This window comes from Mesobacillus boroniphilus, assembly GCF_018424685.1.
Taxonomy (GTDB): domain Bacteria; phylum Bacillota; class Bacilli; order Bacillales; family Cytobacillaceae; genus Mesobacillus; species Mesobacillus boroniphilus_A.
In genome coordinates, this window is the sequence record NZ_QTKX01000001.1 from 535,411 (window position 1) to 560,092 (window position 24,682).

The window sequence follows — 24,682 nt, forward strand, 5'->3', positions numbered from 1 at the left end:
GGCTAACAATGCGTAAAGATGTCATGGAGCAATTACGATCAAATAAAGAATTGATAGAGTTCGTCCGAGCCCAGCCTAACTGGTACAGGAAGCTGAGCAGGGATCCCAGGGATATTTATTCTGCACAGATTGCCGCGCTGCACCATTTTGAAAAAACCATCCCGCATAAGGTTCAAAAATTCTCAAACAATGTCCAGATGGCATCGATGATGATGCATATGTTCTCGAGCATGAATTCCAAATCATGACAAAGCTTTCTTCTGAATGAGGAAAGCTTTGCTTGCTTAGAGAATTGGATTCAGCAGGCATGCCAGGCTTTCAGGTGATGCTAGCCCGGAAAGTTTAGCTTTTCTGGCAGTTTCATGGTAAAATGATGTTCGGAGGTGAGCCAGCATTGCTTGCTGTTACATCAGAAAGAGTCTTATTGTTGGAAGAAGCTGAACAGTTAGTCAGCATGATTTTACAATCTGATATTGCCGAATGTTATCGGGAATGTTTATATAATGTTAAAAATAATCCGGAGACACAGAGGAAGGTTCGTGAATTTGTGGACATGAAGGAACGCTACGAAGAGGTCCAGCGTTTCGGAAAGTACCATCCAGACTACAAGGAAGTCATGGGCCAAATCCGGATTGTTAAAAGAGAGCTGGACATGGATGAGGTAATTGCCGAATTCAAGAAAGCGGAAAATGACTTACAGAGCCTGCTTGATGAGGTTAGTGTGATCATCGGCAGATCCGTTTCAGAGAGCGTGAAAGTCCCTACCGGGAATCCTTTCTTCGAAAGCTCTTGCGGAGGCGGTTGCGGCAGCGGAGGAAGCTGTGGGTGCTCTGCGTAGATTATCACCAGAAAGCATGGGTAACCCATGCTTTTTTATTATGATTCTGGCCCTGTATGATCCCAATGTAGGTTTTAGAATGGGTTAAATGGGATTGATTATTGAAAAAACTGTTTTTTGTATGCTAGACTAGTACAAAGCAAACGTTTACCGAAGGGGAAAAGAATATGATAGGACAGAGGCAAGGTATCATCGTCTGGCTGTATTCATTAAAGCAAGCCAAGATGCTCAGAAGATTTGGAAATGTTCATTTTGTCTCGAAAAAATTGAAATATGCAGTCATATACTGCAATCTCGATGAGGCAGAGACGCTGATGGATAAAATCAGTTCATATTCGTTTGTTAAAAAGGTGGAACCTTCCTATAAACCATTCTTAAAAATGGAATTCGAAAACTCTTCCCCTGATAAGGCAAAAGAATATGATTATAAGATGGGAATATAGAACCGTTCTTGAATAGCTTATTGTTAGAAGAAAAGGTGAGGGGAATCCTCACCTTTTTTGCGTTATTGAAGCGGTGGTATATAGTGGTTCAGCCTTAAAATGCCAATAAGGTGTTGATAGTACAGTTCTTTTTCGGCGAACATCGTCGAAGGTTTGGCATCAAATTCAATGATGGTTTTTCCCAGTTCAGCAGCCAATTCTGCAAACATGTCGAAGCGTTTGTTTTTCAAGACATGAGGATTTGGAACGCCCTCCCTGCATACATAGAGTGCCTGGAATTTCCCAGGGTCGGTTGGCTTGAGCACAACGACAAGGGAACTTACATCCTTTTCATTTATTTTTGTATGGATTGCCATCAAGTGCATCAACCGTTGCTGGTTTGCCCTTGCAGTTTCTATCAATTCGTAAAGATCCGAATATCCTTCTCCAAGCTCGATAAAACGCTGAATCAATCTGAATTACCCCTTCCAACTTATCATTCCATCATACTTTAACATTTGTAGTCAAAAATTTGAAGTGTTTGTCAGGCTCGATTCTTTCATACAATTTTTAAATTTTTTCTTACTCTTCTCCTTTGTTTTTGCTATTTTATTAGTAGTAGAGATTGGAGAGTAGTTAAATGAAGAAAGTGTCTTTCCTGATGACCACAGGATTATTCATAATTATATTTGCAGCCATCATTTGGCAATGGAGTGCTTTTTTGGATAAAAAAGGAAGAATAGCCGAATCAAGGCGAGATACATCTATCGTTGCTACGGTGAAGGTTGAACAGAACCAGCTTCATGTAAAGCAGACCTTTGATGGTCTTGATATGGACCGACAATACCATGCAGTCATCCCGGCACAGGCTACAGAGGTCAAGTGCACCGATGGAGAAGGGAATCCGTGTTATGGTGGATATGAACAATTGCCAAAAGGGGAAAAAATGCATTTTGAGTTCACTATTAAATCTGGACCAGGGCTTGCCTTGCTCTTAAATGATTGGTTGATTGTACTGAAGGATGCAACGATCAACAAGACGCGTTTAGAGATTATAGACCAATACTACAGCAGAGGCACATGGGTTGCCGGGGTGCCATTGAAAGGCTATAAGCAAACGGAGTTACTGCACTATTATGTTTTTGAAGGAGTGAATTCTACCCCTTCACTATATTGGCAGGATAAGTCCCTGATTAAATTAACTGGGCAAAAAGGAATTGATTATTATACCACTCAGAAGGAACAGATCATTTACGAGTTTGACAGTCTTAAGTTCTTTTCCGACAAACATTTATCTGTAGTCATCACTGATGGCCAAAGGACTGTCCGCGGTAACGGGCTCCTGCTGGCAGGAAACAAGCTGACCGACAAGGAACTTGAGCAGCAATTGGTCTTAGCCTATTTTTCATCGAAGTTTGGAGCAGACATGGGTAAAGAAAACTGGATTCTTGAGGCATTGGCTTCACTGGTTACAAAGCAGGAACCAGTAAATGCAAAAAGCAGGGCGATGGTCGAGGAGTTGGTGAAAACTATGACTTCAGAAGAAATAACTGCTTTTATTAACTATTTTTCCGAAGAGAGTAATCTCGGTGGCAACACGCTTGATGAGTATTTGTCATCCATCAAAGGGATGAACACAAATTTCTTCTCAATGAACAGCCAAAAAGGTCCAGGAGTTTTTCCATTGCTTTTTAAAGACGCAAGGAGCGTCATAGTGAATGGAGATGAAAAGAATGAGCTGGCTGCTGTCATCAAAGGCGATCAATACCTGTTCCCTTTAGTGCCGACTATGGATGCTTTAGGCTATCAAATCAAATTAGGACCTGAATTTACAACATTAGAAATTTCATCTGCCAGCAACACTTACTACTTCAACATAAAGAATAAAACATTCGTTCATGATGGCCAAAGCTTCGGGCTCCTTGAAAACCCATTTCAGAACCTGAATGGTGAATGGTATTTGGAAAAGCACTGGTTAAATGCGATTTTTAAAGTTCAAGTTTCGGAAAATGAAGAAAGGTTTATTCTTGAATCATAAAACGTCATTTCGGAGGCAAGAACAAAAAGCGCAAGCGCCTCGAGGGGCTAGGCGCCGGAGCTGGATTAAGACCCCATACATGTAGATATCCACAACTACATAATTTTATAATTTCCTAAACAAAAAAAAGCCCTGCAGTTTTCTGCAGGGTCCTTCTATATCCCTTCAACAGGATAGAAGGCAAAGGGAGAGGAGAAACCGGAGGAAGAACTTATGGGGAAACGTAAGTCTTCTCCGCGGTTGGCAACAACATCCTCAAATTGATGTTGTTAATCATCATTATTTCCACATTAGGAAGGGATATACACTTATTTGGTTAATTTTTTATATGTGTGGTAGGATAAGGGAGTAATTTACATACTATTGAAAAGCTACATGATTGAGGAGTACATAATATGAGAGTTGTATCAGGTGATTTGAAGGGCCGCGCTTTGAAAGCGGTACCTGGAACGTCAACGCGACCTACCACTGATAAAGTAAAGGAAGCGCTGTTCAATATGATTGGGCCGTATTTTACAGAAGGATTGGGCCTGGATTTATTTGCTGGAAGCGGAGGTCTTGGAATCGAAGCGCTAAGCAGGGGTCTGGATAAAGTTATTTTTGTCGACCGTGAAGGAAAGGCGATTCATATCATAAATGAAAACCTTAAATCCTGCGGTTTGGAAGAAAAGGCAGAAGTATACCGTAATGATGCTGTCAGAGCGTTGAAGGCAATTCAAAAAAGAGACCTTAAGTTCGATTATATATTCTTGGACCCGCCATATAAAAAACAGCAGCTGGTCAAGCTGCTGGAGATGATTGATAAAGAGAACCTTGTTCAACATGATGGTCTGATCGTCTGCGAGCATGCAAGTGATATCAATCTGCCAGAAAAGGTAGGAGGACTTGTGCAGACGAGAAGCGAAAAATACGGAATTATAGGAATTACTCTTTATAAAGTTGATGCAGAAGATGAGGGGGAAGTATAAGTGGGAAGTGTTGCTGTATGTCCAGGCAGTTTCGATCCGATTACATTGGGGCATTTGGATATCATCACAAGGGCAGCAAAGGTATTCGATGAGCTTTATGTAGTTGTTTTAAATAATTCTTCTAAGAAACCCTTGTTTTCGGTAGAAGAAAGAATTGAACTTATTGAACAGGTAACAAAGATCATTCCGAATGTAAAGGTAGATTCATTTCAGGGCTTGCTGGTTGATTATGCTGAGAGTGTCAACGCCAACGCCATAGTCAGGGGTTTGCGGGCCGTTTCGGACTTTGAATATGAAATGCAAATCACATCAATGAACAGGGTGTTGAATGATAGAATTGAGACTTTCTTCATTATGACAAACAACCAGTACTCATTCTTAAGTTCAAGTATCGTTAAAGAGGTTGCAAAATATGATGGGAAAATTTCTGAATTAGTTCCGCGTGAAGTCGAAGAGGCATTACTCAAAAAATTCAATAACGAAGAAGAAAAATAGCGGGCATAAATTTGCCCGTTATTTTTCTTTCAATATCCGATTTCCAAGTAACCATACATAAATGAGCAAACTCCCGATGGTAATAAGCGGACCGGCCGTGGTGAGCATGTTATGCGCGTCTGCCAGGCGATTTCCTTCAGAAGTAAGATATTCCATTACAGGCAGGGCATTTGATGGCTGGCCATCTTCAAAAAAGCGCTCATAAACCGGCTTCCATAAAATGAATGCATAGAATGCTGCAAAGATTCCATGAAATATTCTTGCGAAAAAGAAAGGCTGGAAGCGAATGTCTGTCTGGGCAAGAATACTGGCAACCTGGGCCTGGACGCTAAACCCGCTGAATGCGAGGATGAAGCTGGTGATGACAGCCTGATGCATCAAAGTAGCTTCCTGGATCTGGCTGGTCATCTGGCTGCCGAGAGTGATTTCGAATAGGCCTGAAATGAATGGCAAGCTCAAGCTTTCTGTCATGCCGAGCATCACCAGCAAGATTTCAAGGAATTCAGCCAGGAAGGCGGTAATGTGAAGGTGGAATAATAGTTTGTTAATAACTGAGAATAAGATAATGAAACCGCCAATCATCAACAAGGTCTGGATGGAAGACATAACAGCGTCACCCAGCAGTTTTCCTATCGGACGGTTGTCTTTTATCCTTGTCCTATGCAAAGCGGCAAACGCATCCCTGATCGTGAGGTTTCGTTCCTTTTCCTTTGTTGTATTTTCCTCACTTCTACCGTAGAACCTCATTATCAATCCAACGCTGATGTTTCCAAGGTAATGGGCTAGTGCCAGAATAACACCGAGCTGAACATTATAGAAGAACCCAACTGATACTGCGCCAAAAATGAATAGCGGGTTGGATGAATTAGTAAACGAAACAAGTCTTTCAGCTTCAATTTTTGACAGCTGCCCTTCCTGTCGCATTCTGGCGGTCAGCTTTGCTCCTGCGGGGAAGCCGGAAGCCATGCCCATTGCCCAGACAAAACCACCAACACCTGGTACTCTGAACAGTGGCCTCATCAAAGGTTCCAACAAAACACCAATGAAACGGACGACACCGAATCCAATCAGCATTTCTGAAACGATGAAAAAAGGAAGGAGCGAGGGAAAGACAATTTCCCACCACATATTCAAGCCTCTTATCGAAGCATCAAAGGATTGCTGGGGAAAAGAAATGAGTGAAGCAGCCAGTAAAGTGACGGAGGCTGCAAGGAAAAGTGTTTTCATTTTCGATTTAAGCACCTAATATCCTCCTTCCTGCGGTCTTGCTGTGAAACTGTTTTAATCAATGGTAAAATAGAAGGAAACTCACCAGAGGAGGGGCATCTTCCATTCAAGGTCCATTTATATGTACTTTCCGGACCGGATGTATAAAGCCCTATTGATCCTGATTATTAATTTCCTATGCATTCTAACTATTTTTATTTCGTTATGAAAATTGGCTGTGTTCGCATTGATTTTTTGCTTTTTTGAAACGTGCTTGCGTCAGCATTCGTATATGCAACGGGCTCTAATCAATTCAGGCCTCGTACTGCTAATGCTGGTTTCATGATCAAAAAAAAGTTTGCGAAAAGCCTAAAAAATACATAAATAATGGTTAGTTGTCAGCCTTGTCCTCATATAAATCAATATACTCGCTGAACTCCAAATTAGACCAAGTTTAGTCTGTATCGAAAAAATCATGGTTTTAAGGGAGGAAAAAGCTTTGGCAAGTCCAAAGATAGGTTTAGCTCTTGGATCAGGTGGAGCACGAGGATTTGCACATCTGGGTGTCATAAAAGTTCTCACAGATGAAGGCATTCCGATTGATTTGATAGCCGGAAGCAGCATGGGGGCACTTGTGGCTTCATTTTACGGTGCAGGCCTTGACGTGGATCGGCTTTATAAACTATCGCGTGTGTTCAAACGGAAATATTATCTGGACTTTACGGTCCCTAAGATGGGGTTTATCGCCGGGAAAAGGGTTAAGGAGCTCATCAGGATTTTTACCCATGGTAAAATGATCGAAGAACTGGATATCCCGATTGGCATTGTTGCAACAGACCTGATGTCAGGGGAGAAGGTCGTTTTCAAAAAAGGCCCAGTGGCGGAAGCTGTAAGGGCTAGCATTGCTATACCGGGTATTTTTGTTCCGGAAAAGCTAGATGGAAGATTGTTTGTCGATGGCGGAGTTGTTGACCGGATCCCCGTTTCTGTTGCCAAGGAGATGGGAGCAGATATAGTCATCGCAGTGGATGTATCCAGCGTTAAGAAAAACGAGGATGTTACCTCGATTTTTGATGTAATCATGCAGAGTATCGATATCATGCAAATGGAGCTTGTCGCTAATCGGGAGGTTGCATCGGATATAATGCTCAGGCCGCCAGTTGATATGTTTAATTCAAAAGCATTCACCAATATAGAAGAAATCATTGCAATCGGTGAAGAAGAAGCTAAAAAGCACATCGATAAGATAAAAAAGTGCATTGAACAATGGAAGGAGCCACAAACAGAATGAGCAGAAAGAAGTCTATAGCTCTGTCTATATTGGCAGCTATTTTATTAATGGCTAGCGCTCTTTATTACTTGCCTTACTATGTTACAAAACCAGGGATGGCAAAGGAGCTGGAACCGATTGTCGAGGTTGAGGACGGTTATGATGAAGAAGGGAGCTTCATGCTTACGACCGTCAGGATGGGAAGAGCGAATATATATGCCTATATCATTGCCAAGCTGAGCAAATATCAGGAAATCTATCCTGTAGAAGATATAAGGGCAGAGAATGAATCTGATGAAGAATACAATATTCGCCAGCTGCACATGATGGATAACTCAAAAACATCGGCAATAGAGGTTGCTTATAACAAAGCAGGAAAACCAGTTGATTACACCTATAAAGGAGTTTATGTGTTAAGGACAATGGAAGGGATGCCGGCTGAGGGCAAACTTATGCCAGGCGATCTAGTTTTCCAGGTGGATGGCAATGCATTTGAATCATCTGATGAGTTCATAGAATATATCAGTTCTAAAAAGCCAGGGGATACAGTCGAGCTTTCCTATAAACGGAATGGCAAAACAAATTCAGTAAAAGTCCCGCTAAAGGCGCTTGAAGATGGAAGTGACCGACCGGTAGTAGGAATACAGCTTGTGGATGACAAAGAAATAGACGTGGAGCCTGACGTAACGGTCCAATCCGATGAAATAGGTGGTCCATCGGCTGGGCTTATGTTCTCACTGGAAATCTACAATCAATTGATTGAGGAAGATTTGACAAAAGGATATGAAATAGCCGGTACAGGGACAATGAGTCCTAATGGAACGGTGGGAAGAATTGGCGGGATCCAACAGAAAGTGGTTGCTGCAGATAAGGCAGGCGCAGAAATATTCTTTGCTCCGTTTGAAAGAGGTGCCAAGGGATCGAACTATGAAGAGGCACTTATCGCCGCTAAAGATATTGATACAAAAATGAAAATAGTCCCTGTGGATACTTTTGATGAAGCTGTATCCTACCTGGAGAATCTAAAAGAAAAATCAAGCTGAACCAGCTTGATTTTTCTTTTTTAATGTAATTTTATTTCAAAACCTTTGGCGCAGGTTTTCATGAATTTAACATGATTGGCGGCCGGGCGAATTCTTCCGCGAGCAGCTGTTCTTGTCCTTTAGCAGTTTGGCCGAGAGCATAAATCCTTGATGCTTTGATATCCAGGTCTATATCAGGGTCTGAAAAAGCAGAAAGCTTTGACACTAGTGGCAGATTGAAATCCTTTTTCTTATAGTTCAAGTAGGAGCGCCCTTTTTCCGTCGCCCCTAATAACTTCAAATAATTCACTGTTTTTTGGCTCTTTTTCATGGTGTCTTTGCTCGTATTGGTTAAAATATGAAGACAGACTCTCTGCAGTCTTGTCCATGTGTAACGCTTGGTTTTAATGGATTCCATGAATTGCTGGAAGGAGCCTGAGGAACCTGCAGCGGCAAGCAATCGGTTCTCCAGTCCTTCTTCGACTTCATAGAATTCCTTTATTTCTGATGGAGTGCTTTGAAGCAATTTATATTTCAATAAAGGCCAGTAATCTTCCCATGAATGAAATCCGCCATATTGATCTCTGTAGTTTATTAGCTGTGTGTATGTTGTTTCTGGTACGTATTGCTTAATCGACTCTATTTCTCCTGCCGCTCCGAATAATGCCTTGCGTATGCTCGTGGCACTGGCAATGGTGGCTGAAGCAAAATGTTCATCATGGTAGCCGGCGTTCTTCCTTGTGATCGTTTCAGCTTTCATAGAACTTTTTTGCCTGATGATCGCCTGTATGTAATGAAGTCCGAGGATGTTATTCGGCCTTGAAATATCGATGAAGCTTTCAGATGGAGCAAGAGAGTGGAAGCTAAGGGCAATTGATTTGGGATAACTATAGCCTTCCCCAGTATAAGATTTTATTTTTTCCTGGAATACTTCATTGTTATCTTCAAGAAAGGCAATCGTTTTATTGAATGCTTCCAACTCTCCGGATTCGCTGCCGAAACAAAGAGTATCGCAACCAGCGGCAGAAAGAATTGATACTGCCCCTTCTGCAAAAGTTTCAGCATGCTGTGTCGCAAAACGGTAGGGAAGCTCAAACACGATATCAACGCCTGCTTCGAGAGCCATCTTTGTCCTTGCCCATTTTGAGACAAGTGCTGGCTCACCGCGCTGCAGGAAATTCCCGCTCATCGCTGCAATCGAAATATCTGCACCAGTTTGTTCTTTCGCCTGTTGCAGGTGATATAAATGGCCATTATGGAAAGGATTATATTCAACAACAACGCCAACAGCTTTCATTCTTGTACTCCTTCATGTTAAGATGGATATTGCATTGTTTTGAAGTTTAATTTAATGTATATATGTAAATTATAGTGTAAAGAAAAAATATTGACAAATGATTACGCGAAGGGCTATAATTACCTTTGTTGCCTTGGGGTGATTCTATGAAATGGACAATAAGTCAGATACAAAAACATCGAAACAAGGACTTTCTAATCGACGAGTTTGTCCGAATGGACTCGATTAAGGAAACAGAACCGACAATCCGTGAGGTATCTCCCATCCATCTAACTGGTAGGGCGGATATCAGTGCCACAAGAGTGACATTCCATATCCGGATTGAAGGACATCTAATCCTGCCTTGTTCACGGACACTGGTTGATGTAAAATATCCAATTGATGTGGAAACAACTGAAACTTTCATGTTAAACAGCCACGAATATGAGGCTGACGAGGAAGTTCATCAAGTAACAGGCGATGTCATTGATCTTGAACCCATCATCCGGGAGATCTTGCTAGTGGAAGTTCCGATGCAAGTATTCTGTGATGATAGCGCTGGTCAAGAAGGCGCACCCCAGTCAGGTAAGGATTGGGAAGTAATCGAGGAACAGGAGAAATCCGAAAAACTTGATCCCCGACTTGCCGGACTTGCAAAATTCTTTGAGGACTCTAAGGATTCCTCTGACTAATCGATTAAAAAAGAGCGTGGAGGTCCAGAAAAGGACTGGCCTTCATAAACTTTCTTATTCCTTTTAAGGAGGTGGGAAGAATGGCTGTACCATTTAGAAGAACGTCTAAAACTGCGAAAAGAAAACGCCGTACTCATTTTAAATTACAAGTTCCGGGTATGGTAGCATGCCCTAACTGCGGTGAAATGAAACTTGCTCACCGTGTGTGCAAAGCTTGCGGAACATACAAAGGAAAAGAAGTTGTAAACGACTAATTTTCTCTAAGGAAAAGCACAGGATGCATCTGCATCCCTGTGCTTTTTTTCTTTTACTCGAATTTCATCAATTTATCCTCCAGCAGGAAGGGTGAAAAGTGTCCCGCGGAGCCTACTTAAAAACCTGATTTTAATCACTTCAGAGACTCCAGCACTTTTTAAATGTACTGAACATTGATAAAATTTAGTGGACGAGAATCTTAGGAGGCAAACAATGGATCCATACATAATTACAAAAGAAAAAGATGGAGTGCTGCTTTTTACGATCAACAGGCCTGACAGGAGAAATGCCATAAACTATGAAGTGATGTCGGGACTTGAAAAAGCAATTGATATGGCTGCTGAAAATGATGTCAAAGTCTTTGCTATTACCGGGGCAGGGGACCAGGCATTTTGTTCCGGTGGAGATTTATCGGCGTTTCATCGTTTAAAAACAGAGGAAGAGGCCTATGGGATGCTATCCAGGATGGCTGGTATTTTATATAAGCTCTTAGTCCTCCCTAAACCTACGATTGCCATTCTTAATGGTTCTGCTGTAGGTGGAGGGTGTGAGATTGCTTCTGCTTGCGACTTCAGGATTGGAAGAGAAGGGATGAAAGCGGGATTTGTCCAGGGGAACCTCGCCATTACGACAGGATGGGGAGGGGGTTCCATTCTCTTAGAGAAAATTCCACAGAATATTGCGATGAAAATGCTGCTTGATGCAAAAATATACACTGCCGAAGAACTCAGGGGATTTGGATTCATCCACTATATTTATAAAAATCATCCGATAGATGCCTGTCTCTCATTTATGAAAGGAAGCTTGAATAAAGAGTCACCTGTATTAGAAGCCTATAAATCATTATTGAATAAAAAATGGGAGCTTTTATCAATGAGAGAACGGATGGGAGAAGAAGCGGCAAGATGTGCTGTGTTGTGGGAGGATGACGCTCACCACAAAAAAGTGGACGAATTCATGAATAAAAAAAAATAAAATAATTAGCAGGGTATTAGGCGATATCAGTCTATCTTTCCTATTAGATGCATATGAATGAATAAAAAACAATAGGAGGGATTTTCTGATGCCATTAACCCGTCAGGATGCCTGGTCACAGGATGAAGATTTATTGCTTGCTGAAGTTGTATTGCGCAATATCCGCGAAGGCGGTACACAATTGAAAGCATTTGAAGAGGTAGGAAAGCAGCTTTCGAGAACTGCTGCAGCTTGTGGTTTCCGCTGGAATTCATATGTAAGGAAACAATATAAATCTGGTATTGAGCTGGCGAAAAAGCAACGGAAGGAATCGAAAAAACAGACGAAGTCACAGGAGAAGGCAGAAGAAGTTGCACCGCCAGTGAGTGAAGCGCCAAACATGGCTCCAGAACAAGAAGAGAAGCGATCAAACCTAAATATTGAAGCAGTAAAACAATATCTTGATGACCTCTATGAAAAAGCGGGTGATGCAAACAACCAGGATGTGCAAAAAGAAAAAATCCGCGGGCTGGAAAAACAAATCTATTACTTGTCTGCCGAAAATGAAAAATTAGAAACACAATTGCGTTCGATGGAGGAAGACTATCGTGCTTTGATTGACATCATGGAGCGCGCGAAAAAAAGAGTAGGCCCTAGAGACGAGAACCAACAGCAAAAAATGAACTTCCAGGTAGAAGGAAAAGGAAATCTGGAAAAGGTAAAAAAATAGGCAATAAACAGCGCCTGCCGGACTGGCAGGCGCGCTTGCTCTTTTCTTAATTATTGCAGCTGTTCAGTTACACCTGCAGGATACCAGACAAGCGGATTCTCGCCACGGTCTCTCTCAACATCATATTGAACTGGCGTAAAGTCCATTTTTGCCCAGAAGTCCTGAGACTTTACTCTAGGATTCGTTTTGATCGGCAGGCCAAAACTTTTCGCGAATTCAACAAGCGCTCTACCGTAGCCCTTGCCCTGGTAATTTGGAAGTACTTCTAACTTCCAAAGTTCCAGATAATCCTGGGGAGGCTCGAAATAGCGGTCAAACTGCTTCTTGACCTGGTAAAGGCTCATACGCGCAACAAGCTTGTCGCCGAAATAGATCCCGTAGAATGGAGAATCACTATCATTTTCAACAATGTTTGCTTCCAAATCCTCAAGCATCGAAAGCTCCTGATGGCCATACTCTTTGAATTTCTTGAATTCTTCTAAAGTCTTATAATTGATTTTCAGTTTTTCCACCTTATTCACCATAAAACAATCCCCCAATCAAGCCGCCAATAATTCTTTGGATATTGCTCTTATCGAAAGCCCTGTTCTGTCAAACCATCATTAAAATCTCAATCTGGATTTTAACGAGCATCTCCAGCGAAATAGAGTTTGATGGGTTTAAAAGAAACAATTCATTCGAATGTAGCAATATTTATATACCCGAAAATTGGAATATTTAAAGGCAGCTGAATATATTTGTTTTTTATAGCCTATTTTTATTATATTATAAAAACATGAAAAATTCTGCATTTGAATTTTAGAAAGCGGTTCCAATTTTTGCAGGAAATACACAGAATATTGTAGAATTTTATATAGTGAGCGTATTTTTTACGGGAAAGGGGAAAGAGCGTGCAAAAAATATTAATTGCAAACAGAGGGGAAATTGCGCTTCGCATTATCCGAACTTGTCGTGAACTTGGGGTTAAAACAGTAGCTGTCTATTCTGATGCTGATAAAGAGCTGCCTTTTGTAAAAGAAGCTGACAGCGCTTACAGGATTGGCGAGCCGCCTGTTCAAAAATCATATCTCAATACTGATGAAATTTTAAGAATCGCAAAGGAAGAAAATGTGGATGGCATCCATCCTGGATATGGCTTTTTATCGGAAAACGCAGAGTTTGCCCGTAAAGTGAAGGACGCGGGCTTGACTTTCATTGGTCCTGCTCCGGATACGATTGAAAAAATGGGAGATAAAATTGTCGCCAGAACGACGATGGAAGAAGCGGGTGTTCCTGTCGTGCCGGGCAGTGATCAGGGGTTGAATACATTGGAGGATGCTGTCAAGCTTGCCGATGAAATCGGCTACCCAGTCATGCTTAAGGCAAGCGGGGGCGGAGGCGGCATTGGCATGGTCCTTTGTGAAAATGAGCAAGCGCTCGCTAAGAATTTTGACTCTACTAAGGGCAGGGCAAAGGCTTACTTTGGCTCGGATGAAGTATTCATAGAAAAATACATCAAAAATGCCCGGCATGTCGAGGTGCAAATTTTTGGCGATTCCCATGGCAACCATGTACATATGTTTGAACGTGATTGCTCAATTCAGCGCCGCCACCAAAAAGTGATTGAGGAGGCACCTTCGCCATTCTTGAAAGAAGAAGCTAGGCAGAAGATGTATGATACCGCTGTAAAAGCTGCTAAGGCTGTGGATTATGTGAATGCGGGAACTGTGGAATTCATTGTGGATGGGAACGAAAACTTCTATTTCCTTGAAATGAACACAAGACTGCAGGTCGAACATCCAGTCACAGAAACCATTACAGGCCTGGATCTAGTTAAGTGGCAAATCCTTGTCGCCCGCGGTGAACAATTGCCGTTGCTCCAGGATGAAATCGAAAAGAAGGGCTGGGCGATTGAATTCCGTTTGTATGCGGAGGACCCAGTAAGGTTCCTGCCTTCACCTGGTAAGATCAGTGAGTTTTCATGGCTAGAGGCAGAAGGCGTTCGAGTTGATTCTGGTTATGAATCCGGTTCGACTGTGACTCCTTTTTATGACCCTATGGTCTCCAAATGCATAGTAGGAGGCAGTACTAGGGAAGAAGCAATCCAGCTTGCGCAAGAGTTTTTTGCAACGTTGAAACTCGAAGGCATCAAATCCAATGCCCCGTTGTTTGCAGAAATATTAAGTGAAGAGGGCTTCAGATCCGGCAACTATACGACAGCCTATTTAACAGAAAGAAAATTGGCATCCAAATAGAGGAGGAAGAGAACATGAAAGAAATTACAGCAAATATGGCAGGTACAGTACTTAATGTGATGGTTGCAGTTGGAGATACGGTATCAGAGGGGCAAGAAGTCCTTATGCTTGAATCGATGAAAATGGAAATCCCAGTTGAAAGCCAAGGGGCTGGAAACGTTGCTGAAGTGAAGGTGAACATCGGTGACTTTGTAAACGAAGGCGATGTCCTGCTTGTACTAGAATAATAGATTTTAAGGAGGAGAAGAATGACTACCGCAAAGACTTTAACTGATACATTACAGGAAAAAGTTCAACAAATCGAAGCTGGCGGACAACAGAAATACCATGACAAGCTGGCTGAGCAAAATAAATTGTTTGTGCGTGAGCGCTTGAATCTATTATTTGACGACGGAGTCTATGAGGAAGATGGCAAATTCGCCAATTTCCAGGCTGGTGACCTTCCGGCAGATGGTGTCGTTACGGCAATTGGCAAAATCGGCGGGCAAACAGTATGTGTCATGGCGAATGATTCAACAGTAAAAGCTGGTTCTTGGGGGGCCAGGACTGTTGAGAAGATTATCAGGATCCAGGAAACAGCTGAAAAACTTAAGGTTCCTTTGTTGTATCTTGTCGATTCAGCGGGTGCGCGAATTACAGACCAGCTTGATATGTTCCCTAACAGAAGGGGAGCAGGCAAGATTTTTTATAATCAGGTGAAATTGTCCGGCGTTATCCCGCAAATCTGCCTTCTATTCGGGCCTTCCGCAGCCGGCGGGGCGTATATTCCTGCTTTCTGCGATATCGTCATCATGGTTGACCAAAATGCTTCGATGTATCTAGGATCTCCAAGGATGGCGGAAAAGGTAATCGGCGAGAAAGTAACGCTAGAGGAAATGGGCGGAGCCCGCATGCATTGCTCTGTCAGTGGTGTAGGCGACATGCTCGTATATAGCGAGGAAGAAGCCATTGAATCGGCGAGGCGCTATTTAAGCTATTTCCCTGCAAATTTCCAATCGAAGACAGAATTGATTGAAGGAGTGGCACCTAAGGCTGGAAGAAGTCTTGAAGAGATTGTTCCGGTGAACCAAAACGCTCCATTTGATATGTATGAAGGCATTGATGCCCTGATCGACGAAGGAAGTTTCTTTGAAATCAAAAAGCTGTTTGCTCCTGAAATCATCACTGGGCTTGCACGAATAGATGGCAGGGCAGTTGGAATCATTGCCAACCAGCCGAAGGTGAAGGGTGGAGTATTGTTCGTGGACTCTGCCGATAAGGCTGCTAAATTCATCACGCTCTGTGATGCCTTCCATATCCCATTGCTATTCCTTGCAGACGTACCGGGATTCATGATTGGTACGAAGGTTGAGAGAGCGGGGATTATCCGTCATGGAGCAAAGCTCATTGCCGCGATGAGCTCAGCTACCGTACCGAAAATATCTGTAGTTGTCCGAAAGGCATATGGAGCTGGCTTGTACGCAATGGCAGGCCCGGCATTCGAACCAGATTGCTGTATCGCCCTGCCGACTGCGCAGATCGCCGTAATGGGTCCGGAAGCTGCGGTTAACGCAGTATACTCCAACAAAATCAACCAAATTGAAGACCCTAAAGAGAAAATCGCTTTTGTCCAGGAGAAGCACCAGGAGTATAAAGAAAGTATCGACATCTATAAGCTCGCTTCCGAACTGATCGTAGATGACATTGTTGCAGCCAACGACCTGAGGAATGCACTGATAGACCGATTCAAGCTATACGAAACAAAAGATATGGAATTCAGTGTCAGGAAACACCCTGTATATCCTGTATAAAATCAAAACGGAGATCCTATTGGATCTCCGTTTCATTTTTACTGTGCAAATATGTATGCTAAATCTAAAGTTCTATTAAATTTAATTGAAATAACCATAATCCCTTCTTCCTAATAAAGCATTGTTTCTGCTAAAATATTACTAAAGTCATTATAGTATTGGTGTCTAATATAAAAGGTTTTCCAGAAGATGCATGAATGTCCTTTATAATTTTTAAAAGGGCAAGATGAGGGGTTTTTATGAAAATAGGAATAATCGGCGGCGGTTCAATAGGTTTATTATTCTCTTATTACCTAAGCTTGCGCAATGAGGTTTCTATATACACAAGGACACAGGATCAAGCAGACTTAATTAACGAACATGGTCTTCATCTTGTAAAAGGTGGAATAGAGCAGGCTCCTGTCCTGGTAACTGCTGCCCCAATCCAGGAATGGTCGGGGAATGAAGATTTAACAGTCGTTGCGGTGAAGCAATACCAGCTCGCTGATTTAATAACTGAGATAAAAGTTAAAGCCAAAGGACCCATCCTTTTTCTCCAAAATGGATATGGCCATATCAAACTGCTCTCAGAATTGGCAACAACAGAAGTTTATGTCGGATCTATTGAACACGGAGCGGTAAGAGAGAATGGCTATACAGTTCAACATAATGGTATAGGCGTTACCAGAACTGCGGTATTTAAAGGAGAAGCTGGCCTTCTTAGAGAAATAACTACTAATGCTCCTTCTGGTTTTCCATTTTTCCTTGAATCGGACTTCAAGGAGATGCTAATCAAAAAATTGGTGGTTAATTCAGTTATCAATCCGTTGACAGCAATTCTCAAAGTTAAAAATGGTGAACTGATCCACAATCCATTTTTCTTTGAAATTTTTAAGCAACTGTTTCAAGAATGTGCTCATGTACTTGAACTGCCTAATCAGGAACAGTACTTCCAAAACCTTATGACAGTTTGCGAAAAAACGGCAAATAACCATTCATCCATGTATAAGGATATTGAAAATGGCAGACAAACTGAAATTGACGCCATCCTCGGGTATTTGCTCGAATTATCTAGAAGCAAAAATATAAAAGCTCCATTAATACATAATTATTATCAATGCATCAAGGGGAAGGAGCACGAAAGGGAGGGAGCATGATGCCGGGATTCTTCTCCGCACTTGTTGCCACATTGATCACAGTTCCAATGATTGGCTACCTCGCTGTGTTCATCATCAGTAAGCAAATTACAGGCAACCATCGGCGTTCGGTTAATATGGCAATTGACTTCAGCACTTTTTTGCTGGTGCTGTCTGTCCATTTTTTGATCATCACCATCTGGGAAAGGTCCTTCCTGTGGCTGATTTTGATCATCTTGTTTGGACTTGCGGCAATATTTGTATGGATTCACTGGAAATATAAAGAGGAAATCGTCTTGCCAAAGGTATTTAAGGGATTTTGGCGCTTCAATTTCCTAATCTTCTTTTCTGCCTACATCGTTCTTGTGTTATATGGTTTGTTTATGCGCCTGACATTCCTGTTTGCTTAGCATAGTGTTGGACCGCCTTCTTGGAGGTCCAGCATTTTTTATTGTTTGCCAGGAAATTAGTAAATTCTGTCCTTGTGTAGAATTTTTTGAGGTAAATAGAGTACGTATGTTAAGGGAACATTTTGATGGTCTTAAGAAGAGGTACTGTACTTTATATTTTAGAGGGGTCAATTAGGCGATTGGTTTAAAGACCAGACGTCTAAGTGCTTGAATGCTTCCTTTATTCAGACAGGTTTAAAGGAGAAGAGGCCAAAGCTGTCAAGAATCCTTTGTTATTCAGACAGGTTTAAAGGAAAAGAAGCCAAAGCTGTCAAGAATCCTTTGTTATTCAGACAGGTTTGAAGGAAAAGAGGCCAAAGCTGTCAAGAATCCTTTGTTATTCAGACAGGTTTAAAGGAGAAGAGGTCAAAGCTGTCAAGAATCCTTTGTTATTCAGACAGGTTTTAAGGAAAAGAAGCCAAAGCTGTCAAGAATCCTTTGTTATTCAGACAGGTTTAAAGGAAAAGAAGCCAAAGCTGTCAAGAATCCTTTGTTATTCAGACAGGTTTAAAGGAAAAGAAGCCAAAGCTGTCAAGAACCCCACTATGTTCTTTGGTTAACGTTCTGGCAAAAAGGAAAGCCAGAGGCGATCTGTTCTTTTAGGTATATAATTGGTGTTTGTGCATAGGAAAGTGCAAGTTTGTTCACAAGTTTATTAAGAAAATCTTGATTTTAGAAATTTCGTAAGGCAAAGTTTTTTTCATTTCATTTAAATCAATGCTATACTCATAACAGTAAAAATCGCTTACGAGAAAGGAAGTACAAGTTAATGGAGATGTTGAATCTCTCTCTTCCGGCAGCGAACCGGTTTGCGACAGATTATCTAGCTGGGAGCCCTGGATTGCAGAGCTTCTTTCATTATAATTTTATAAACGAAAACTCTTATATTCATCGTCTTGATGAATTGAACAATAGAAGCTTTATGAGGAATGAGCTTGCAGACCATATTCAATCATTCATGTCTCGTTATGCCAAGTCTGACAAAATCACTGAAAATATCGATAAGCTGAGAAAAGAAAATAGCGTCGCGGTCATCGGAGGACAGCAGGCAGGTATTCTGACTGGACCGCTATATACGATCCATAAAGTGATTTCGATTATCAAGTTTGCTGAACAAAAAGAGGCGGAGCTCGGAGTTCCAGTTGTCCCCGTATTCTGGATTGCCGGGGAAGATCATGACTACCAGGAAGTTAACCATGTGTATGTCATGAAGGACAATAAGAAGGAAAAGTGGGTTTATCCTGAAAGGAATCTAGAGAAAAAAATGATTTCTGAAGTGTGTATCAATCGGGATCTTTGCTATTCCTGGGTCGAAGAAATCATTGAAACATACGGTGAGACAAAGCACACGAAAGAAGTATTGGCATTTGCCCTTGAATCATTGAAGACAGCCGAATCCTTCGTTGATTTTTTTGCAACGATTATCATGGAGCTTTTCAAGGATTCAGGCTTGCTGATTGTGGATTCCGGCAATAAAGAGCTGCGCAAGCTGGAAAAAGAATATTTCATCAATCAAATAAAAAACCATCGTGAAATCACGTCTGCTGTTCTCGGTCAGCAAGAACAGACGAGTACGGCAGGCTTTGCGAATATGATTGATATAAACGAGAATGCGGCGAATCTCTTCTTTTACGATGAAAAAGTGAATGAGCGGATTTTGCTCCAATTTGACCCACAAAGTGGAGGGTTTGCAGGTAAGAATGGAGAAATTAGCTTTACATATGATGAGCTGGTGGAGATTGCGAACGAATATCCTGAAAAGCTTAGCAATAATGTGGTTACTCGTCCGTTAATGCAGGAGTGGCTATTCCCAACACTTGCGTTCATTGGCGGTCCGGGAGAAATTGCCTATTGGGCCGAGTTGAAAAATGTTTTCGAACATTTCGGTCTCAAAATGCCTCCACTTGTACCTAGACTTAACATTACACTGCTCGAAAGGTCAATTGAGTCTGATCTAGAAGAACTGAACCTTGATTTGAAAGAGGTTTTGATTTCAGGCACTAGCGGACATGAGCTGAAATTTATCGATTCTCTTAAAGATCGTGAAGTAGAAGAACTTTTCGAGAATGTAAAGTCAATGCTGGCAGATCAATATAAAGTCATCCGTGAAAAATCAAACGGAATCGACCCTGTACTGATGCCAATGCTGCAAAAGAACGAATCCATCCTGATAAAGCAAGTTGAATTCATGGAGGATAAAATCGTAGAGGCAATCTGCTGTAAGCATGACCATATCCTGAGAAAATTCACAAGAGTAGAAAATGCGCTAAGGCCGGGAGGGTCTCCGCAGGAAAGAGTTTGGAATCCATTCTACTATTTGAATAAGTACGGTTTGGATTTGATACCAGAATTACTAAAGCTTCATTATGAATTTGATGGAACCCACAAAATTATAAAGATGTAACTCTACAGGCTTCATCCTAAAAGGATGGAGCTTTTTTCTTTGGAGAATAAATTACTTACCTTTGCATTGCCGAAAAGCAGGAAAAAAAAGAATTACGGTAAAAGCAACTTTTTTGAAATGAAAGAAATTCATGGAAATGTATATTTCCGGCAGGAATTCATGGGAGTGGGGAGAATATTTAAAATAAGGTGGTGAAAAGTGGGGGAATGTGGTACATTGTATTTAGAAAGTGGGGGTAGTGGCATGTTCATGGGTGAATACCATCATAATGTTGATAGCAAAGGCCGATTGATCATCCCTGCCAAGGTCCGTGAAAATCTGGGAGAGATGTTCATTCTTACCCGTGGACTTGACCAGTGTTTATTTGGTTATCCCGTTTCTGAATGGTCAGTAATTGAAGAAAAGCTAAAAGGACTTCCGCTGACTAAAAAAGATGCAAGAGCATTTACCCGTTTTTTCTTTTCGGGTGCTACCGAGAGTGAAATTGACAAACAGGGAAGAGTCAATATTCCTTCCCCGCTAATGCAGTACGCCAAGCTTGAGAAAGAATGTGTGATTTTAGGTGTTTCCAATCGAATTGAAATTTGGAGCAAAGCCATCTGGGAAGAATATTTCGCAGAATCTGAGGAATCTTTTGCTGAAATTGCGGAAAATATGATTGGATTTGATATTTAAGGGTAACATTATTCTGATATAATATTACCTGCTCCTCGATTGGAAAGGTGGATCATGATGTTCAAACATACAACAGTTTTACTGGAAGAAACAGTAGACGGGCTCAATATCAAGCCTGACGGTACATACGTGGATTGCACTCTCGGTGGCGCAGGCCACAGTGAATTAATTTTGTCCAAGCTTTCAGAAGAAGGAAAGCTATATGCGTTTGACCAGGACGATGTCGCAATTGCGAATGCAAAAGAAAAACTTGCAGCTTATGGCGATAGGCTGACAATCATTAAAAGTAACTTTCTTTATCTGAAGGAAGAGCTTGAAAAACATGGTGTAACTGAGGTTGACGGTGTCCTTTATGACCTTGGAGTCTCATCTCCGCAGCTGGACACTCCTGAACGAGGTTTCAGCTACCATCATGATGCTCCGCTTGATATGCGGATGGACCAGGATGCACCCTTGTCCGCTTACGATGTCATTAATGAATGGCCATATGAAAAATTGGTCAAAATCTTCTTCCGGTACGGGGAAGAGAAATTCTCAAAGCAAATTGCCCGAAAGATTGAGGCAGCAAGAGAAAGTAATCCGATTCAAACCACTGGTGAACTTGTCGAGTTGATCAAGGATGCGATTCCTGCACCTGCAAGGAGAAAAGGCGGTCATCCAGCTAAGAGGGTATTCCAAGCGGTGAGAATCGCTGTTAATGATGAACTTGGTGTATTTGAAAAATCACTCGAACAGGCGATTGACCTACTTGCTATAGGTGGAAGGATTAGTGTTATCACCTTCCATTCACTGGAGGACAGGATCTGTAAGGTAACCTTGAAAAAAGCGAGCGAAACACCGCCGCTACCTCCAGGATTGCCAATCATACCTGAAGAATACCAGCCGAAGCTGAAGCTGGTCACTAGAAAGCCAATTTTGCCTTCAGAGGAAGAGCTAGAGTTCAATAACAGGGCAAGATCGGCAAAACTGCGTATCGCTGAAAAAGTAAAAAAATAAAAAAATATAAAATATAATTTTCAGGAGGGAAAATGATGAGCAATCTGGCTAGAAAATTGCAGCAAGAACAGCAGCAACGCACTGTTCAGGCACCGGCAAAAGCGCCTGCGAAACGCAATTCGATACTGACGCCCGGCGAAAAAATCCTGATGTTTGTTTTCGGGGCAATTGTTTGCTTCGGCGCTACATTCATGGTTTCAAAACAGGCAGCCATTTACGAAGTCAACAAAGAAATCCAAATCATTGAAGGCAATATTCAGGAGCAGCAAAAGATTAACAGTGACCTTGAAATCCAGATTAGCGAATTAAGTACCTATGAAAGAATTAAGAAGGTAACAGAAAAGCTCGGTTTAACATTGAATGAAGACAATGTTAAAGGTGTGGAAAACTGATGATCAAGAAACAGCCAAATATGAATGCAGGAGCAGCGGTATTATTCGTAATATTCAGCCTGCTCTTTTTTATCTTGATTTTCAGGTTCATTTCAATCCAGGTAACTGGAGAGGTACACGGACAAGCCCTGGCTGCAAGGGCGCAGCAAAAGTACTCGAATGAAAAAGTAATCGAGGCGACAAGAGGAACGATTTTTGACCGTAAAGGCGAGGTTGTTGCTGAGGATACTACGGCCTATACGCTTGTCGCAATCCTTAATGATTCAGTGACTACGAATAAAAAGAAGCCAAAGCATGTAAACGATCCTGCGAAAACCGCAGCAGTCCTTGCGAAATATATCGATATGAGTGAGTCTGATATTTATAAAAGACTTACGAAAAAAGGAGCTTGGCAGGTTGAATTCGGAAAAGCCGGCCGCGATATTTCCCATCAAGCCAAACGGGAAATCGAAGAGGAGAAGCTCCCTGGAATTACTTTTTCACGAGATTCAAAGAGATTTTATCCGAACGGTGTATTTTCATCCCATTTAGTGGGCTTTGTGGAGAGGGAAGAAACAGGGGACAAGAAAACAGTTACTTCCGGCCAGCTCGGGATTGAAAAAACACTTAATGATGTATTGACTGGTAAAAATGGTTCTCTTTCATTTGAAAGTGATTTATGGGGCTTCCTTTTACCTGATGCAGAGAAAAAAGTCAGCCCTGCCAAAGATGGCAGCAACGTGTTTTTAACAATTGATAAAAAAATCCAAACATTCGTGGAGGATGCGGTCGATCGTGTAGACAAGGAATATAAGCCTAAGAAAATCATTGCAGTCGTTGCTGATCCGAAGACTGGTGATATCCTTGCTATGGCACAGCGTCCGAGCTTCCACCCGACGACAAGAGATGGGCTGGATAACAGCTGGCATAATGAGGTGGTCGAAACACCAATCGAGCCAGGATCGACGATGAAAATTTTCACGCTTGCAGCGGCAATTGAGGAGAACAAATGGACTCCGAATGAGTGGTATAAATCTGGTTCCTATAAAGTTACCGAAAATTCCAAGCCGATACGCGACCATAACGGCAGTGGCTGGGGCTCAATTACCTATCTTGAAGGAATACAGCGTTCCTCGAACGTAGCAGTGGCAAAGCTAGTAAATGAAAAAATCGGTACTGAAAAATTCAGGGAGTACCTAACTGATTTTGGCTTTGACCAGCCTACAGGCATTGACCTTCCAAACGAAGCAGCTGGAACTATTGTCTATAGATGGCCAATTGAAAAAATCACGACATCGTATGGACAGGGATCGACTATAACGCCAATTCAGCTGATCCAGGCAGCTACAGCAGTAGCTAATGATGGGAAAATGATGAAACCGAGAGTGATCGATAAGATTGTCGATCCAAATACAGGTGATGTTATTAAGCAAGAGGAGCCAAAGTCTGTTGGCCAGCCTATATCTGCTGAGACAGCGAAGCAAGTGCGAGATGTATTGGGGACAGTTGTAACTGGAGAGCATGGGACAGGGAAGTCATATGCAATCGATGGCTACGAGGTTGCTGGTAAAACAGGTACTGCGAACATAACAGCGAACGGCAGTTATTTGGATGGAGCTAGCGATTATCTGTTTTCATTCCTTGGGATGGCTCCAAAAGATGACCCTAAACTGATTGTCTATGTCGCGGTTCAGCAGCCGGAAATAGACCATTACTTTAAAGGCTCTATTCCCACTTCAATGATTTTCAAATCAGTGATGAAGAGCAGTCTTCAATATTTGAATATCAAACCTGCCTCTATGGAAAAGGCGGATTCCAGTCCGGTTCCTGATGTAACTGGCATGAATGCATCAGAAGCAAAGGAGCTGCTTGATTCAAAAGGGTTTAAGACAGTAATAATCGGGGACGGAAACCAGGTGGAGGAGCAGCTGCCAAGGTCAGAAATAATGGCTCTTGAAGGAGAAAAAGTTTTTATCAGGGCATCTGGAGTTATGACATACCCAGACATGACAGACTGGTCACTAAGGGATGTCATGAAGCTGGCGCAAATAGCAGGGATTAAGCTAAACAAAGCCGGCAGCGGTTATGTCACAAAACAAAGCCTAAAGCCAGGGGTGCCAATCAATGAAGGAGAAAATCTGATTGTCGAGCTGGAAACCCCGCTGCAACAATTTGAGAAATCCTTGAAAACAGAGGAAGAAAATGAAGAAACAGAGGAAGTTGGCGGTTGAGCCCTTCCTCTGTTTTTTTGTGGTTCCTAATATTTTGGTTGAAGCAGTCCAAAATTCGGACAAAATCGCAGTAGGAGCTCCTCGTTTTGTCCGAAGTAGCATAAGGTTCGGACAAAAACCCAGTCGGGGCTCCTCGTTTTGTCCAAACTAGCATTAGGTTCAGACAAAAACGGAGTCCGATCTCCTCATTTTGTCTGAAGTAACATCAGGTTCGGACAAAATCACAGTCAAATTTCCTCGTTTTGTCCGAA

The 24,682-nt window shown here is 42.0% G+C and carries 26 protein-coding genes; 22 read left to right on the top strand and 4 right to left on the bottom strand.

Features of this window, described 5'->3' with window-relative positions:
- The first annotated feature begins 8 nt into the window (after positions 1 to 8).
- The 3 genes from DYI25_RS02640 (at position 9) to DYI25_RS02650 (ending at position 1,281) form a co-directional block, all read left to right on the top strand.
- Entirely contained in the window at positions 9 to 248 is a 240-nt protein-coding gene (locus tag DYI25_RS02640; protein ID WP_213366711.1) for a YlbE-like family protein, read from the top strand.
- Between the two features lie 122 nt (positions 249 to 370).
- Positions 371 to 838 carry a YlbF family regulator gene (locus DYI25_RS02645; RefSeq protein ID WP_274609484.1) on the top strand — a complete coding sequence of 156 codons (468 nt, stop codon included), beginning with the start codon at positions 371 to 373 and terminating at the stop codon, positions 836 to 838.
- Between the two features lie 167 nt (positions 839 to 1,005).
- On the top strand, positions 1,006 to 1,281 hold the full coding sequence (locus DYI25_RS02650) for a YlbG family protein (RefSeq protein ID WP_213366713.1): 276 nt from the start codon (positions 1,006 to 1,008) through the stop codon (positions 1,279 to 1,281).
- Positions 1,282 to 1,343: 62 nt separating this feature from the next.
- Here the strand turns inward: DYI25_RS02650 and DYI25_RS02655 are convergent, their stop codons facing one another.
- Complete coding sequence (locus DYI25_RS02655; RefSeq protein ID WP_213366715.1) at positions 1,344 to 1,733, bottom strand: DUF7147 family protein; 390 nt, start codon at positions 1,731 to 1,733, stop codon at positions 1,344 to 1,346.
- 167 nt (positions 1,734 to 1,900) lie between these two features.
- On the opposite strand from DYI25_RS02655, the gene DYI25_RS02660 reads away from it, so the two are divergent.
- From DYI25_RS02660 to coaD, 3 genes are all read left to right on the top strand, one after another.
- Positions 1,901 to 3,298: a stalk domain-containing protein gene (locus tag DYI25_RS02660; protein WP_213366717.1), complete on the top strand. Its 1,398-nt coding sequence runs from the start codon at positions 1,901 to 1,903 to the stop codon at positions 3,296 to 3,298.
- A 395-nt stretch (positions 3,299 to 3,693) separates the two neighbouring features.
- A complete protein-coding gene (gene rsmD / locus DYI25_RS02665; protein WP_213366719.1) occupies positions 3,694 to 4,266 on the top strand; it encodes a 16S rRNA (guanine(966)-N(2))-methyltransferase RsmD in 573 nt (190 codons plus the stop codon).
- Entirely contained in the window at positions 4,267 to 4,761 is a 495-nt protein-coding gene (coaD, locus tag DYI25_RS02670; protein ID WP_213366721.1) for a pantetheine-phosphate adenylyltransferase, read from the top strand.
- A gap of 18 nt (positions 4,762 to 4,779) precedes the next feature.
- Here coaD and ylbJ read toward each other — a convergent pair whose 3' ends face one another.
- Positions 4,780 to 6,003, bottom strand: coding sequence for a sporulation integral membrane protein YlbJ (gene ylbJ / locus DYI25_RS02675; RefSeq protein WP_213366723.1), 1,224 nt, complete (start codon positions 6,001 to 6,003; stop codon positions 4,780 to 4,782).
- Positions 6,004 to 6,442: 439 nt separating this feature from the next.
- Here ylbJ and DYI25_RS02680 point away from each other — a divergent pair, with 439 nt between their 5' ends.
- Together DYI25_RS02680 and DYI25_RS02685 are read left to right on the top strand one after the other, a co-directional pair.
- Positions 6,443 to 7,258, top strand: a complete 816-nt coding sequence (locus DYI25_RS02680) for a patatin-like phospholipase family protein (RefSeq protein ID WP_213366725.1) — start codon at positions 6,443 to 6,445, stop codon at positions 7,256 to 7,258.
- Complete coding sequence (locus tag DYI25_RS02685; RefSeq protein ID WP_213366727.1) at positions 7,255 to 8,280, top strand: SepM family pheromone-processing serine protease; 1,026 nt, start codon at positions 7,255 to 7,257, stop codon at positions 8,278 to 8,280. The genes DYI25_RS02680 and DYI25_RS02685 overlap by 4 nt, the downstream gene beginning before the upstream one ends.
- Before the next feature lie 58 nt (positions 8,281 to 8,338).
- Here the strand turns inward: DYI25_RS02685 and DYI25_RS02690 are convergent, their stop codons facing one another.
- Complete coding sequence (locus DYI25_RS02690) at positions 8,339 to 9,556, bottom strand: nucleotidyltransferase (protein ID WP_213366729.1); 1,218 nt, start codon at positions 9,554 to 9,556, stop codon at positions 8,339 to 8,341.
- A gap of 146 nt (positions 9,557 to 9,702) precedes the next feature.
- On the opposite strand from DYI25_RS02690, the gene DYI25_RS02695 reads away from it, so the two are divergent.
- The 4 genes from DYI25_RS02695 to DYI25_RS02710 all read left to right on the top strand — a co-directional run bounded on the left by DYI25_RS02695 (position 9,703) and on the right by DYI25_RS02710 (position 12,166).
- Positions 9,703 to 10,227 (top strand): YceD family protein, encoded by a 525-nt coding sequence (locus DYI25_RS02695; protein WP_213366731.1) that lies wholly within the window; start codon positions 9,703 to 9,705, stop codon positions 10,225 to 10,227.
- Positions 10,228 to 10,307: 80 nt separating this feature from the next.
- Entirely contained in the window at positions 10,308 to 10,481 is a 174-nt protein-coding gene (gene rpmF, locus DYI25_RS02700) for a 50S ribosomal protein L32 (protein ID WP_023615018.1), read from the top strand.
- A 214-nt stretch (positions 10,482 to 10,695) separates the two neighbouring features.
- Complete coding sequence (locus tag DYI25_RS02705) at positions 10,696 to 11,457, top strand: enoyl-CoA hydratase/isomerase family protein (RefSeq protein ID WP_213366733.1); 762 nt, start codon at positions 10,696 to 10,698, stop codon at positions 11,455 to 11,457.
- 88 nt (positions 11,458 to 11,545) lie between these two features.
- Positions 11,546 to 12,166, top strand: a complete 621-nt coding sequence (locus tag DYI25_RS02710; RefSeq protein WP_213366735.1) for an RsfA family transcriptional regulator — start codon at positions 11,546 to 11,548, stop codon at positions 12,164 to 12,166.
- Positions 12,167 to 12,216: 50 nt separating this feature from the next.
- Here DYI25_RS02710 and DYI25_RS02715 read toward each other — a convergent pair whose 3' ends face one another.
- Positions 12,217 to 12,690 carry an N-acetyltransferase gene (locus DYI25_RS02715; RefSeq protein ID WP_213366737.1) on the bottom strand — a complete coding sequence of 158 codons (474 nt, stop codon included), beginning with the start codon at positions 12,688 to 12,690 and terminating at the stop codon, positions 12,217 to 12,219.
- A 366-nt stretch (positions 12,691 to 13,056) separates the two neighbouring features.
- On the opposite strand from DYI25_RS02715, the gene DYI25_RS02720 reads away from it, so the two are divergent.
- The 10 genes from DYI25_RS02720 to DYI25_RS02765 all read left to right on the top strand — a co-directional run bounded on the left by DYI25_RS02720 (position 13,057) and on the right by DYI25_RS02765 (position 24,431).
- A complete protein-coding gene (locus tag DYI25_RS02720) occupies positions 13,057 to 14,400 on the top strand; it encodes an acetyl-CoA carboxylase biotin carboxylase subunit (RefSeq protein ID WP_213366739.1) in 1,344 nt (447 codons plus the stop codon).
- A gap of 14 nt (positions 14,401 to 14,414) precedes the next feature.
- On the top strand, positions 14,415 to 14,627 hold the full coding sequence (locus DYI25_RS02725; RefSeq protein ID WP_213366741.1) for an acetyl-CoA carboxylase biotin carboxyl carrier protein subunit: 213 nt from the start codon (positions 14,415 to 14,417) through the stop codon (positions 14,625 to 14,627).
- 21 nt (positions 14,628 to 14,648) lie between these two features.
- Positions 14,649 to 16,190, top strand: coding sequence for an acyl-CoA carboxylase subunit beta (locus DYI25_RS02730; protein ID WP_213366742.1), 1,542 nt, complete (start codon positions 14,649 to 14,651; stop codon positions 16,188 to 16,190).
- A gap of 239 nt (positions 16,191 to 16,429) precedes the next feature.
- Positions 16,430 to 17,326, top strand: a complete 897-nt coding sequence (locus DYI25_RS02735; RefSeq protein WP_213366744.1) for a 2-dehydropantoate 2-reductase — start codon at positions 16,430 to 16,432, stop codon at positions 17,324 to 17,326.
- Positions 17,323 to 17,715 (top strand): DUF3397 domain-containing protein, encoded by a 393-nt coding sequence (locus DYI25_RS02740; protein WP_342032467.1) that lies wholly within the window; start codon positions 17,323 to 17,325, stop codon positions 17,713 to 17,715. The genes DYI25_RS02735 and DYI25_RS02740 overlap by 4 nt, the downstream gene beginning before the upstream one ends.
- 808 nt (positions 17,716 to 18,523) lie before the next feature.
- Positions 18,524 to 20,158, top strand: coding sequence for a bacillithiol biosynthesis cysteine-adding enzyme BshC (bshC, locus tag DYI25_RS02745; protein WP_213366746.1), 1,635 nt, complete (start codon positions 18,524 to 18,526; stop codon positions 20,156 to 20,158).
- A 243-nt stretch (positions 20,159 to 20,401) separates the two neighbouring features.
- Positions 20,402 to 20,833 (top strand): division/cell wall cluster transcriptional repressor MraZ, encoded by a 432-nt coding sequence (mraZ, locus tag DYI25_RS02750; RefSeq protein WP_102262102.1) that lies wholly within the window; start codon positions 20,402 to 20,404, stop codon positions 20,831 to 20,833.
- 57 nt (positions 20,834 to 20,890) lie between these two features.
- Positions 20,891 to 21,829: a 16S rRNA (cytosine(1402)-N(4))-methyltransferase RsmH gene (gene rsmH, locus DYI25_RS02755; protein ID WP_213369360.1), complete on the top strand. Its 939-nt coding sequence runs from the start codon at positions 20,891 to 20,893 to the stop codon at positions 21,827 to 21,829.
- A 32-nt stretch (positions 21,830 to 21,861) separates the two neighbouring features.
- Complete coding sequence (ftsL, locus tag DYI25_RS02760; RefSeq protein WP_342032468.1) at positions 21,862 to 22,221, top strand: cell division protein FtsL; 360 nt, start codon at positions 21,862 to 21,864, stop codon at positions 22,219 to 22,221.
- Entirely contained in the window at positions 22,221 to 24,431 is a 2,211-nt protein-coding gene (locus DYI25_RS02765; RefSeq protein WP_213366748.1) for a penicillin-binding protein, read from the top strand. Before ftsL ends, DYI25_RS02765 begins: the two co-directional genes overlap by 1 nt.
- The last annotated feature ends 251 nt before the right edge of the window (positions 24,432 to 24,682 follow it).

Coding starts and splice junctions, on each gene's coding strand:
- DYI25_RS02640 (WP_213366711.1), top strand. CDS start 9: ATGCGTAAAGATGTCATGGAGCAATTACGATCAAATAAAGAATTGATA.
- DYI25_RS02645 (WP_274609484.1), top strand. CDS start 371: ATGATGTTCGGAGGTGAGCCAGCATTGCTTGCTGTTACATCAGAAAGA.
- DYI25_RS02650 (WP_213366713.1), top strand. CDS start 1,006: ATGATAGGACAGAGGCAAGGTATCATCGTCTGGCTGTATTCATTAAAG.
- DYI25_RS02660 (WP_213366717.1), top strand. CDS start 1,901: ATGAAGAAAGTGTCTTTCCTGATGACCACAGGATTATTCATAATTATA.
- rsmD (WP_213366719.1), top strand. CDS start 3,694: ATGAGAGTTGTATCAGGTGATTTGAAGGGCCGCGCTTTGAAAGCGGTA.
- DYI25_RS02680 (WP_213366725.1), top strand. CDS start 6,443: ATGGTTTTAAGGGAGGAAAAAGCTTTGGCAAGTCCAAAGATAGGTTTA.
- DYI25_RS02685 (WP_213366727.1), top strand. CDS start 7,255: ATGAGCAGAAAGAAGTCTATAGCTCTGTCTATATTGGCAGCTATTTTA.
- DYI25_RS02690 (WP_213366729.1), bottom strand. CDS start 9,556: ATGAAAGCTGTTGGCGTTGTTGTTGAATATAATCCTTTCCATAATGGC.
- DYI25_RS02695 (WP_213366731.1), top strand. CDS start 9,703: ATGAAATGGACAATAAGTCAGATACAAAAACATCGAAACAAGGACTTT.
- rpmF (WP_023615018.1), top strand. CDS start 10,308: ATGGCTGTACCATTTAGAAGAACGTCTAAAACTGCGAAAAGAAAACGC.
- DYI25_RS02705 (WP_213366733.1), top strand. CDS start 10,696: ATGGATCCATACATAATTACAAAAGAAAAAGATGGAGTGCTGCTTTTT.
- DYI25_RS02710 (WP_213366735.1), top strand. CDS start 11,546: ATGCCATTAACCCGTCAGGATGCCTGGTCACAGGATGAAGATTTATTG.
- DYI25_RS02715 (WP_213366737.1), bottom strand. CDS start 12,690: ATGGTGAATAAGGTGGAAAAACTGAAAATCAATTATAAGACTTTAGAA.
- DYI25_RS02725 (WP_213366741.1), top strand. CDS start 14,415: ATGAAAGAAATTACAGCAAATATGGCAGGTACAGTACTTAATGTGATG.
- DYI25_RS02730 (WP_213366742.1), top strand. CDS start 14,649: ATGACTACCGCAAAGACTTTAACTGATACATTACAGGAAAAAGTTCAA.
- DYI25_RS02735 (WP_213366744.1), top strand. CDS start 16,430: ATGAAAATAGGAATAATCGGCGGCGGTTCAATAGGTTTATTATTCTCT.
- DYI25_RS02740 (WP_342032467.1), top strand. CDS start 17,323: ATGATGCCGGGATTCTTCTCCGCACTTGTTGCCACATTGATCACAGTT.
- bshC (WP_213366746.1), top strand. CDS start 18,524: ATGGAGATGTTGAATCTCTCTCTTCCGGCAGCGAACCGGTTTGCGACA.
- mraZ (WP_102262102.1), top strand. CDS start 20,402: ATGTTCATGGGTGAATACCATCATAATGTTGATAGCAAAGGCCGATTG.
- rsmH (WP_213369360.1), top strand. CDS start 20,891: ATGTTCAAACATACAACAGTTTTACTGGAAGAAACAGTAGACGGGCTC.
- ftsL (WP_342032468.1), top strand. CDS start 21,862: ATGATGAGCAATCTGGCTAGAAAATTGCAGCAAGAACAGCAGCAACGC.
- DYI25_RS02765 (WP_213366748.1), top strand. CDS start 22,221: ATGATCAAGAAACAGCCAAATATGAATGCAGGAGCAGCGGTATTATTC.